Origin of the sequence: Ruegeria sp. HKCCA5463, from assembly GCF_013034175.1 — a bacterium.
GTDB lineage: Bacteria > Pseudomonadota > Alphaproteobacteria > Rhodobacterales > Rhodobacteraceae > Ruegeria.
The window spans coordinates 1-10,068 of sequence record NZ_WQFL01000023.1 but is presented as its reverse complement, the minus strand read 5'-3'; the positions used below and the strand labels follow the sequence as shown (position 1 = coordinate 10,068).

Sequence of the window (10,068 nt, the reverse complement as noted above, 5' to 3'; positions counted from 1 at the left end):
TCCGCAGCGTCTGGCTGTTGGTGACAAAGTCGTGGCATCCGCCAAGGCCGACATCAAGCCGGGCAACGCAATGCCGTTCTCGGGCATGCCCATTGGTACCATCGTCCACAATATCGAGATGAAGCCTGGCAAAGGCGGTCAGATCGCACGTGCGGCCGGTACTTACGCTCAGTTCGTTGGTCGCGATGGCGGCTACGCTCAGATCCGTCTGAGCTCGGGCGAGCTGCGCATGGTCCGTCAGGAATGCATGGCCACCGTTGGTGCCGTGTCCAACCCCGACAACTCGAACCAGAACCTCGGTAAAGCCGGTCGTATGCGCCACAAGGGCGTTCGTCCGTCGGTTCGTGGTGTTGCAATGAACCCGATCGATCACCCGCACGGTGGTGGTGAAGGTCGTACCTCGGGTGGCCGTACACCGGTTACACCGTGGGGTAAGGACACCAAGGGTAAGCGTACCCGCAACAAGAACAAAGCGTCCCAGAAGCTGATCATCCGCTCGCGGCACGCCAAGAAGAAGGGACGTTAATCTATGTCTCGCTCTGTTTGGAAGGGTCCTTTCGTCGATGCTTATGTGCTTAAAAAAGCCGAAGCAGCGCGCGAGTCGGGCCGCAACGAAGTCATCAAGATCTGGTCGCGTCGTTCCACCATTCTGCCCCAGTTCGTGGGTCTGACCTTTGGTGTGTACAATGGCCAGAAGCATATCCCGGTAAACGTCACGGAAGACATGATTGGTCAGAAGTTCGGTGAATACTCGCCAACTCGTACCTATTATGGTCACGCCGCAGACAAAAAAGCGAAGCGGAAGTAAGTCATGGGCAAGGAAAAGAACCCCCGCCGCGTGGCTGAAAACGAAGCAATGGCGAAAACTCGCATGCTTCGCACCAGCCCGCAGAAACTGAACCTGGTTGCGCAAATGATCCGCGGCAAGAAAGTCGAGAAGGCTCTGACCGACCTGACTTTCTCGAACAAGCGTGTCGCGCAGGACGTCAAGAAGTGCCTGCAGTCCGCAATCGCGAATGCCGAAAACAACCACAACCTGGACGTTGACGAACTGATCGTCGCCGAAGCTTGGGTTGGCAAGAACCTGGTCATGAAGCGCGGTCGCCCGCGTGCCCGTGGCCGTTTCGGCAAGATCATGAAGCCGTTCTCGGAGATCACCATCAAGGTGCGTCAAGTTGAGGAGCAAGCCTAATGGGACATAAAGTCAATCCGATCGGCATGCGCCTTCAGGTCAACCGCACCTGGGACAGCCGCTGGTACGCTGACACCAAGGATTACGGTGATCTTCTGCTGGAAGACATCAAGATCCGTGAGTTCATTCAGAAAGAGTGCAAGCAGGCCGGTGTTGCACGTGTGATCATCGAACGTCCGCACAAGAAGTGCCGCGTAACGATCCACACCGCACGTCCGGGTGTCATCATCGGCAAGAAAGGTGCAGACATCGAAGTTCTGCGCAAAAAGCTTGCTGGTATGACCGACAGCGAACTGCACCTGAACATCGTCGAAGTGCGCAAGCCCGAGCTTGACGCGCAGCTGGTTGCCGAGTCGATCGCTCAGCAGCTGGAACGTCGTGTTTCGTTCCGTCGCGCAATGAAGCGCTCGGTTCAGAACGCCATGCGCATGGGCGCCCTGGGTATCCGGGTGAACGTCGCTGGCCGTCTGGGCGGCGCCGAAATCGCACGGACCGAATGGTATCGCGAAGGCCGCGTGCCTCTGCATACCCTGCGTGCCGACATCGATTACGCACATGCCGAAGCGATGACTCCTTACGGGATCATCGGGATCAAGGTCTGGATCTTCAAAGGTGAGATCATGGAGCACGATCCGCAGGCACGTGACCGTAAAGCACAGGAACTCCAGGACGGCCCTGCACCTCGTGGTGCTGGTGGCGGTCGTCGCTAAGGAGGGAAAGATATGCTTCAACCAAAGCGTACTAAATTCCGCAAGATGCACAAAGGCCGGATCAAGGGCGAAGCCAAGGGCGGCTCTGATCTGAACTTTGGCACCTACGGTCTGAAAGCCCTGCAACCCGAGCGCGTCACCGCACGTCAGATCGAAGCTGCACGTCGTGCCATGACCCGTCACATGAAACGTCAGGGTCGTGTCTGGATCCGTATCTTCCCCGACACTCCGGTCACTGCAAAGCCGATCGAAGTTCGTATGGGTAAAGGTAAGGGTTCGGTGGACCGCTGGGTTTGCAAGGTCAAGCCCGGCCGCGTGATGTTCGAGATCGACGGCGTCAATGACGACATCGCCCGCGAGGCCCTGCGCCTTGCCGCGATGAAGCTGCCGATCAAGACCCGCGTCGTGGTTCGCGAAGACTGGTAAGCGATTGGGGCCTAGGCCCCGTTCGTGACAAAATTGACCCCCGTCGGGAAACCGACGGGGGTTATCATTTGGGGGCGCTGCCCCCGCCGCGGCAAGCCGCGACTCCCCCGGGATATTTAGCGCCAGATGAAGCAGGGGATCCGGATTTCATCTGGCAAAAAATATCCTGGAGCGCGAGGCAGAGCCTCGCAAATGAGCCATCGCAATCGCGATGAAGCTGGGTTAAGAGGGCGCTATGGCACAGATTGAATCACTCTTCGTAACCCGTCTTTATCGCGCAGCCCTGTCCGAGTTCGGTCCCGCGATCGATGCGGAAGAGTTGGAAAACTCCTGCCTTGTCATCGCCGAGGATGACGAGGCCGGGCAGGAGTGGTGTGAGGAAAACGGCTATCCCGGCTATACCAGCTATGCCTCGCTGACCGACCTGCCCTGGCGCTTCCCGATCTTCGCCGATCTGGTGAAGGTACTGGATCAGCACGTGGCGGCGTTTGCCAAGGATCTGGAGTTCGATCTGGGCGAGGCCGCGTTGAAACTGGAGGACCTTTGGATCAACATCCTGCCCGAGGGTGGCATGCACTCCAGCCACCTGCACCCGCACAGTGTGATCTCGGGCACGACGTATGTAGCGATGCCCGAAGGGGCGAGCGCGCTGAAACTGGAGGACCCCCGTTCAGGCCGCATGATGGCCGCGCCGACGCGCCTGAAAGGCGGGCGGCGGGATTTGCAGCCATTCATCTACATGAAACCGCAGGTGGGGGATGTCCTGCTTTGGGAAAGCTGGCTTCGCCACGAGGTCCCGATGAACATGGCCGAGGAAGAGCGGATATCTGTCAGTTTTAACTATCGGTGGGACTGAACGCTCCCACCGAATAACGGCATCTTGAATGCAGGCGAACACCGTTAGCACTCCGCCCAGAATGAACGAAAGCCCTGTCAGGCGGCAGGTGAAGGCCAAGAAAATTCTGGACGGAACGCTTCATATACCGGTCGTCCGTCATCAGGCTTGGGGTACCCTTTGCTGTCATCGTAAAACGCGTGGTAAGTCGCTGCAGGAAACTTGCTGTCATCATACCCCATCACGTTGGGTACAGCCACGCGTATGCGTTTTTGCTTATCATCCAGCATCAGCGCGGCCCCGCACTCAGAACAGGTGCAAAGCTCTAAAGGGCCATCGGGATTGTTGGCGTTGAATGGTTGACGGTTCATCTTATCTTCGGGGTCTGCTGACAGGTCTGTGTAGTTAAAGAACGCAACATGGGTTGTGTGCTGTCCGGTCACGGACTTACAGACATCACAGTGGCATTCATGGTTGTCTATCGGTTCTGCCGTCGCGACTATCTTGACGTGTTCACATCCTCCTGAATATGGGCTGGTCATTTTCTTACCTCCTCTGTGAACTTCAAACCTTTGTGGGCCTGTTCTATTGGGCGCCGAACGCGGCCCGTTGGCAATACAGACCTTGGCCTGAGTTTGGATGAGGAATACTTCGCGGAAGTTTCGTGATTGGTAACCCGTTCGGCGACCGAGAGCATCCAATTCCCTCGCCTTAAAGAAGACGTCAAACTTTCCCTTGCCCCCCACTCCCTAAACCCTTATACGGCGGCATCCTGCGTGTCGCCCGGCGTTGTCGGGCGATTCGCATGTCTATCATTCATCCACCAGGTCCAAGGTGACCCGTGTACGGGGCCTTCTGGTGTTTTGAGCAAAGGAAAAAGGCGATGAACGCCCAAGAACTGCGTGAAAAGACCCCGGACCAGCTCCGCGAGGAACTGGCCAACCTGAAGAAAGAAAGCTTTAACCTGCGCTTTCAACAGGCAACCGGTCAGCTGGAAAACACAGCCGGCATCAAAGCGGCCCGCCGCAATGCTGCCCGCGTTAAAACCATTCTGAACGAAAAGGCCGCTGCTGCGGCATCGGAGGAGTAATCCCATGCCCAAGCGTATCCTGTCCGGAGTAGTAACCAGCGACGCCAACGAGCAGACCGTGACTGTTTCGGTTGAACGCCGTTTCAAGCACCCGCTGCTGCACAAAACCGTTCGTAAGTCCAAGAAATACCGGGCTCATGACGAAAAGAACGCCTTCAAGGTCGGCGACACTGTACGCATCATCGAATGCGCGCCGAAATCGAAGACGAAACGTTGGGAGGTTCTGGAGGCGTAAGCCCCCAGAATTTTCCATTTGTCGAAACCCTGGGGGAATTAACAAGACCAGCCCCCACAGGTCGGGAGAAACCACATGATCCAGATGCAGACCAATCTGGATGTCGCTGACAACTCCGGCGCTCGCCGAGTTCAGTGCATCAAGGTCCTGGGTGGTTCCAAGCGTAAATACGCCTCCGTCGGCGACATCATTGTCGTCTCGGTGAAGGAAGCCATCCCGCGCGGTCGCGTGAAGAAAGGTGACGTCCGCAAGGCCGTCGTCGTACGCACCGCCAAGGAAGTCCGTCGCGAAGACGGCACCGCGATCCGTTTCGATCGCAACGCCGCCGTCATCCTGAACAACAACAACGAGCCGATCGGTACCCGTATCTTTGGCCCCGTTGTTCGTGAACTGCGCGGCAAGAACTTCATGAAAATCATCTCGCTGGCTCCGGAGGTGCTGTAATCATGGCTGCTAAACTCCGCAAAGGCGACAAGGTCGTCGTGCTGGCCGGCAAGGACAAGGGCAAAGAGGGCACCATTTCCTCGGTTGACCCCAAAGCCGGAAAAGCTGTTGTTGATGGCATCAACATCGCCATCCGTCACACCCGCCAGTCGCAGAACTCGCAAGGTGGTCGTCTGCCTCAGGCAAACCCGATCGACCTGTCGAACCTGGCACTGCTGGACAAGAACGGCAAAGCGACCCGCGTTGGCTTCCGCATGGAAGGTGAAAAGAAGGTCCGCTTCGCCAAGACCACAGGGGACGTAATCGATGCTTGATAACGCAACCTACACCCCGCGTCTGAAAACTCAGTACGTTGAAACCATCCGTGCCGCTCTGAAAGAAGAGTTCGGTTACAAGAACGACATGCAGCTGCCCAAGCTGGAGAAGATCGTTCTGAACATCGGCTGTGGTGCCGAGGCCGTCAAAGACTCGAAGAAAGCGAAAGCTGCGGTAGAGGATCTGACTGCGATTGCCGGTCAAAAGGCCGTTGCAACCAAGGCGAAGAAGTCGATCGCGGGCTTCCGCGTCCGTGAGGACATGCCGCTGGGCGCAAAAGTGACCCTGCGTGGTGACCGGATGTACGAATTCTTGGATCGTCTGATCACCATCGCGCTGCCGCGCGTGCGTGACTTCCGCGGTGTAAAGCCTTCTTTCGATGGTCAGGGCAACTTTGCCATGGGCATGAAAGAGCACATCGTTTTCCCGGAAATCGATTTCGACAAGGTCGACGAGGTCTGGGGCATGGATATCGTAATTGCCACCACAGCGAAAACCGACGCTGAAGCAAAGGCACTGTTGAAAGCGTTCAACATGCCGTTCAACGCGTAAGCGCCGGGAGGATTGAGACATGGCTAAAAAAGCAATGATCGAACGCGAAAAGAAGCGCGAACGCCTGGTGGCCAAATATGCCGCAAAGCGTGCCGAGCTGAAAGAAATCGCGAATGACGAGAGCAAGCCGATGGAAGAGCGCTTCAAGGCGCGTCTGAAACTGGCGAAGCTGCCGCGCAACAGCTCGGCCACTCGTCTGCACAACCGCTGTCAGCTGACAGGTCGTCCCCACGCTTACTACCGTAAGCTGAAGGTCAGCCGTATCGCGCTGCGCGAGCTGGGTTCTGCTGGTCAGATCCCCGGCATGGTGAAATCGAGCTGGTAAGGGAGACATAGATATGAATGATCCTATCGGCGATATGCTCACCCGTATCCGCAACGCGCAAATGCGCGGCAAGTCCACCGTTTCCACCCCGGCTTCCAAGCTGCGCGGTTGGGTTCTGGACGTGCTGGCGGACGAAGGCTACATCCGTGGCTATGAAAAGACGACCGGTGAAAACGGTCATCCGGCCATCGAAATCAGCCTGAAATACTACGAAGGCACCCCTGTCATTCGCGAACTGAAGCGGGTCTCGAAGCCCGGCCGTCGCGTATACATGGGCGTCAATGACATCCCGCAGGTCCGTCAGGGGCTGGGTGTGTCGATTGTCAGCACTCCGAAAGGTGTGATGTCGGACGCAAACGCTCGCTCCAACAATGTTGGCGGCGAAGTGCTCTGCACCGTCTTCTAAGGAGGTCTGCAATGTCTCGTATTGGTAAAAAACCGGTCGAGCTGCCCAGCGGCGTTACCGCCACTGTGTCGGGTCAGACCATCGAAGTGAAAGGTCCGAAAGGCACCCGCAGCTTTACCGCCACCGACGACGTAACGCTGTCGGTTGAAGACAACGTGGTCAAGATCGACCCCCGCGGCATGTCCAAACGTGCTCGTCAGCAATGGGGCATGAGCCGCACCATGGTTGCCAACCTGGTAACCGGTGTGACAACCGGCTTCAAAAAAGAGCTGGAGATCCAGGGTGTTGGTTACCGGGCTCAGATGCAGGGCAACACCCTGAAGCTGAACCTGGGCTACAGCCACGATGTTGATTTCACTGCTCCGGAAGGTGTCACCATCACCGCCCCGAAGCAGACCGAGATCGTTGTGGAAGGTATCGACCAGCAGCTGGTGGGCGAAACCGCGGCCAAAATCCGCGAATGGCGCCGCCCCGAGCCTTACAAAGGCAAAGGCATCCGCTACAAGGGCGAGTTCATCTTCCGCAAGGAAGGCAAGAAGAAGTAAGGACGAACACAATGGCAAACAGCAAAAGAACCCTGTTTCTGAAGCGCCGCCTGCGCGTTCGGAACAAACTTCGCAAGGTCAACGCGGGTCGTCCGCGTCTGTCCGTACACCGTTCGAACAAGAACATCTCTGTTCAGTTGATCGACGACGTGCGTGGCGTGACCCTGGCCTCGGCCTCGACCCTGGAAAAGGATCTAGGCGTTGTTGGCAAAAACAACATCGATGCGGCGACCAAAGTCGGCGCGGCCATTGCAGAGCGTGCCAAGAAGGCAGGCGTCGAAGAGGCCTATTTCGATCGTGGTGGCTTCCTGTTCCACGGCAAGGTGAAGGCTCTGGCCGACGCTGCGCGTGAAGGTGGTCTGAAGATCTAAGACCTGCGGGCGGGTTTCGATCCGCCCCGATGATCCGGGGGCCTCGGCAACAGTCGGGGCTCACTTGGATTGAAGAAACGGCGCCGTATGCGCCACATGAGAAAAGGGATGCCAAATGGCAGAACGTGAAAACCGTCGGGGCCGTGGCCGCGACCGTGAGGAAGCACCGGAATTTGCAGATCGTCTGGTTGCGATCAACCGCGTGTCGAAAACCGTAAAAGGTGGTAAGCGCTTTGGCTTCGCCGCTCTGGTGGTTGTCGGCGATCAGAAAGGCCGCGTGGGCTTTGGCAAGGGTAAAGCGAAAGAAGTACCCGAGGCCATCCGCAAGGCGACCGAACAAGCCAAGCGTCAGATGATCCGCGTGCAACTGCGCGAAGGTCGGACCCTGCACCACGACATCGAGGGCCGTCACGGCGCCGGTAAAGTGGTTATGCGCACCGCACCTGAAGGTACCGGTATCATCGCCGGTGGTCCGATGCGTGCCGTGTTCGAAATGCTGGGCGTAAAGGACGTTGTGTCCAAGTCGCTGGGCTCGCAGAACCCGTACAACATGATCCGTGCCACCATCAACGGCCTGCAGAAAGAGCAAAGCCCGCGTTCGGTTGCACAGCGTCGTGGCAAAAAGGTTGCCGACATCCTGCCCAAGCGGGAAGAAGCACCAGCTGCTGCTGAAGCAGAAGCATAAGGAGAGCGACCCATGGCAAAAACCATCGTCGTCAAGCAAATCGGTTCCCCGATCCGTCGCCCCGCTGAACAGCGCGCTACCTTGATCGGTCTGGGCCTGAACAAGATGCACAAAACCCGTGAACTGGAAGACACTCCTTCGGTCCGCGGCATGGTCAACAAGATCCCGCATCTGGTTGAGATCATCGAAGAACGCGGCTAATCGCTAAATCTTCGCAGAGTTCGAAACGCCCCTGATATTTTTCAGGGGCGTTTTTTCTTGCGTTTAACTGCGTCTGACGTATCGTTTTGATCCATTTTGATTAAAGAGTGAGAAAAGATGAAACTGTTCCTATCCGCGCTTTGCGCGACGGCCATTGGTGTCTCAGCGCACGCAGCCTGCCCTAACAAGGCTCCAAAACTTTCGAAAAGCTATTTCTCAGACGGCGACCAGAAAGTGAACGCAGCCTGGCTCCAAAACAACCTAGCGGGACGCAAAGTCGTTTACACTGGCAAAGACACAGAAACATATTTTTCCGACGGAACCTACTCCTACAAAAGGGATGGCCAAACATGGAAAGCAAACTCATACAAATTCTATGACAACGGGATGCGTTGCATTGGGTATCAAAACCCCCGGTTTGATCTTTACGTCGTGAACAACGGCAAACTGATCCTGGTTAATGAACAAAAAGAGCGATACGAGGGGAAGATTAGGAAATAGTCGGTTTTTAGGGCATTTCGTACAGCTTTATCGCAAGGCGTTAGCACTGCCACACGGCCTGCGTTCAATAGGAGAAGCGCCCTTACGGCAGTTTCTGAGTGCTTCTGACGCAAGTACATAATATTCTGAATGTCTTGCGCGATCCGTATTGCGTTGGGATCAACCTTTGTCATACCGAAAACGCATAGCGGCTAGACCGAAACCTGTATTGTTAGCGATAACTATTAGCCCTATCTCAGCCTTGTCCAAACAAGGAACACAAAAGGTAACGTCAGGGAATTCGCCCTGATTTGAGAAAGGACCACAGAAATGACAACCGCAACACTGACAAATACCGGCTTCAACTTCGGCACCCGGATCATGGACATGATCGAACGGATCAAAACCGCACGCAAACGGGCCGCTGAATATCAGCGCACATACCGCGAACTGCAAAGCCTGACCAACCGCGAACTGGATGACATCGGCATCCGCCGCTGCGACATTGCAGATATTGCGCACAAGCATGTTTACTGCTCTTGATCGCGGATATCCCAGTGCAAGACACAAAGGCGCCGAACGGCGCCTTTTCTGTTTCCGGTAGAAGCCCGCAGAACGGTCATAGAGCGCCTGAGCGCTCCACAGTGCCGAAGTACGCTACCCCTACTGTATGACGCTAATATCGGGCCTATGCCCCCTTCTTGATGTCGAGCGGGGGTTATAGCGCTATCTCAAAGCTCGTGACTCGACCGTACATCGTAAGGCCGCATGTTGCGTGTGCACTCTGCTGACGCGCCGGGGGCCACCGGGCCCAATGGCCGCCTGCGGCAGCTGCTGGCGCATGACACGGGCCGAAACCACTTGAAACGCACGGTGTCCGGATTGGCATTGCACACTTGAACAGGTTGATCAGGTGGTTTTTCTTCTCCGCCTTTACCCGTGCACTGAATTGGGCCGAGCAGGCAATGCCCTGCGGGCGATTCTCAGTTCAACGGGCAGCCCAAAAGGGGACGTGGCAGGTACATGAAACCTGGGGATACGCAGGTGCAGATCAGCCCTTGCGTGTTCCAAAACCGCACCTGACGTCCAGCCATCTTTGCGGCGATCAAAAGTTTCGCGCTTAACCGTCGGCCTGCATCTCGATGTTGTGGACGATGGTACCGATGGGCATGCCCGAGAACGGCATTGCGTTGCCCGGCTTGATGTCAGCTTTCGCCGACGCGATGACCTTGTCACCAACAGCCAGACGCTGAGGC

20 protein-coding genes and 1 pseudogene are annotated in these 10,068 nt (G+C 56.6%); 19 read left to right on the top strand and 2 right to left on the bottom strand.

The features are described from left to right. From rplB (GOW09_RS22150) to GOW09_RS22125, 6 genes are all read left to right on the top strand, one after another. Nucleotides 1-526: 50S ribosomal protein L2 (rplB, locus tag GOW09_RS22150; protein ID WP_171121049.1), on the top strand; the 526-nt coding region annotated here is incomplete at its 5' end. Between the two features lie 3 nt (nt 527-529). Further along, the gene (gene rpsS, locus GOW09_RS22145) at nt 530-808 is read left to right on the top strand and encodes a 30S ribosomal protein S19 (RefSeq protein WP_068348022.1); all 279 of its coding nucleotides are present in this window, start codon (nt 530-532) and stop codon (nt 806-808) included. Between the two features lie 3 nt (nt 809-811). Next, on the top strand, nt 812-1,192 hold the full coding sequence (rplV, locus tag GOW09_RS22140; protein ID WP_039538267.1) for a 50S ribosomal protein L22: 381 nt from the start codon (nt 812-814) through the stop codon (nt 1,190-1,192). After that, nucleotides 1,192-1,902, top strand: a complete 711-nt coding sequence (gene rpsC, locus GOW09_RS22135) for a 30S ribosomal protein S3 (protein ID WP_117872244.1) — start codon at nt 1,192-1,194, stop codon at nt 1,900-1,902. The genes rplV and rpsC overlap by 1 nt, the downstream gene beginning before the upstream one ends. Before the next feature lie 12 nt (nt 1,903-1,914). Further along, complete coding sequence (rplP, locus tag GOW09_RS22130; protein ID WP_117872242.1) at nt 1,915-2,328, top strand: 50S ribosomal protein L16; 414 nt, start codon at nt 1,915-1,917, stop codon at nt 2,326-2,328. Nucleotides 2,329-2,563: 235 nt separating this feature from the next. Then, entirely contained in the window at nt 2,564-3,184 is a 621-nt protein-coding gene (locus GOW09_RS22125) for a 2OG-Fe(II) oxygenase family protein (protein WP_171121047.1), read from the top strand. A 77-nt stretch (nt 3,185-3,261) separates the two neighbouring features. Here the strand turns inward: GOW09_RS22125 and GOW09_RS22120 are convergent, their stop codons facing one another. Beyond that, nucleotides 3,262-3,705, bottom strand: a complete 444-nt coding sequence (locus GOW09_RS22120; RefSeq protein WP_152459157.1) for a GFA family protein — start codon at nt 3,703-3,705, stop codon at nt 3,262-3,264. A 341-nt stretch (nt 3,706-4,046) separates the two neighbouring features. On the opposite strand from GOW09_RS22120, the gene rpmC reads away from it, so the two are divergent. From rpmC to GOW09_RS22055, 13 genes are all read left to right on the top strand, one after another. Next, entirely contained in the window at nt 4,047-4,253 is a 207-nt protein-coding gene (gene rpmC, locus GOW09_RS22115; RefSeq protein WP_093965352.1) for a 50S ribosomal protein L29, read from the top strand. 4 nt (nt 4,254-4,257) lie between these two features. Next, nucleotides 4,258-4,488: a 30S ribosomal protein S17 gene (gene rpsQ / locus GOW09_RS22110; RefSeq protein WP_152459158.1), complete on the top strand. Its 231-nt coding sequence runs from the start codon at nt 4,258-4,260 to the stop codon at nt 4,486-4,488. A 75-nt stretch (nt 4,489-4,563) separates the two neighbouring features. Then, nucleotides 4,564-4,932 carry a 50S ribosomal protein L14 gene (gene rplN / locus GOW09_RS22105; RefSeq protein ID WP_039523372.1) on the top strand — a complete coding sequence of 123 codons (369 nt, stop codon included), beginning with the start codon at nt 4,564-4,566 and terminating at the stop codon, nt 4,930-4,932. Between the two features lie 2 nt (nt 4,933-4,934). Further along, nucleotides 4,935-5,246, top strand: a complete 312-nt coding sequence (gene rplX / locus GOW09_RS22100) for a 50S ribosomal protein L24 (protein ID WP_171121045.1) — start codon at nt 4,935-4,937, stop codon at nt 5,244-5,246. After that, nucleotides 5,239-5,799 (top strand): 50S ribosomal protein L5, encoded by a 561-nt coding sequence (gene rplE, locus GOW09_RS22095; protein ID WP_152459160.1) that lies wholly within the window; start codon nt 5,239-5,241, stop codon nt 5,797-5,799. Before rplX ends, rplE begins: the two co-directional genes overlap by 8 nt. Nucleotides 5,800-5,818: 19 nt before the next feature. Further along, nucleotides 5,819-6,124 (top strand): 30S ribosomal protein S14, encoded by a 306-nt coding sequence (gene rpsN / locus GOW09_RS22090; protein WP_010437098.1) that lies wholly within the window; start codon nt 5,819-5,821, stop codon nt 6,122-6,124. Between the two features lie 13 nt (nt 6,125-6,137). Further along, nucleotides 6,138-6,530: a 30S ribosomal protein S8 gene (gene rpsH, locus GOW09_RS22085; protein WP_068340741.1), complete on the top strand. Its 393-nt coding sequence runs from the start codon at nt 6,138-6,140 to the stop codon at nt 6,528-6,530. 11 nt (nt 6,531-6,541) lie between these two features. After that, nucleotides 6,542-7,075, top strand: a complete 534-nt coding sequence (rplF, locus tag GOW09_RS22080) for a 50S ribosomal protein L6 (protein ID WP_152459161.1) — start codon at nt 6,542-6,544, stop codon at nt 7,073-7,075. A gap of 11 nt (nt 7,076-7,086) precedes the next feature. Beyond that, a complete protein-coding gene (gene rplR / locus GOW09_RS22075) occupies nt 7,087-7,446 on the top strand; it encodes a 50S ribosomal protein L18 (protein WP_152459162.1) in 360 nt (119 codons plus the stop codon). A gap of 115 nt (nt 7,447-7,561) precedes the next feature. Next, on the top strand, nt 7,562-8,131 hold the full coding sequence (rpsE, locus tag GOW09_RS22070) for a 30S ribosomal protein S5 (RefSeq protein WP_171121043.1): 570 nt from the start codon (nt 7,562-7,564) through the stop codon (nt 8,129-8,131). 12 nt (nt 8,132-8,143) lie between these two features. Next, a complete protein-coding gene (gene rpmD / locus GOW09_RS22065; protein WP_008757946.1) occupies nt 8,144-8,332 on the top strand; it encodes a 50S ribosomal protein L30 in 189 nt (62 codons plus the stop codon). Nucleotides 8,333-8,449: 117 nt separating this feature from the next. Further along, nucleotides 8,450-8,833 (top strand): hypothetical protein, encoded by a 384-nt coding sequence (locus GOW09_RS22060; protein WP_152459163.1) that lies wholly within the window; start codon nt 8,450-8,452, stop codon nt 8,831-8,833. Nucleotides 8,834-9,193: 360 nt separating this feature from the next. After that, nucleotides 9,194-9,355: a DUF1127 domain-containing protein gene (locus GOW09_RS22055; RefSeq protein ID WP_224859333.1), complete on the top strand. Its 162-nt coding sequence runs from the start codon at nt 9,194-9,196 to the stop codon at nt 9,353-9,355. 589 nt (nt 9,356-9,944) lie between these two features. Here the strand turns inward: GOW09_RS22055 and rplB (GOW09_RS22050) are convergent. Then, nucleotides 9,945-10,068, bottom strand: a pseudogene (rplB, locus tag GOW09_RS22050) (50S ribosomal protein L2); the annotation flags it as partial.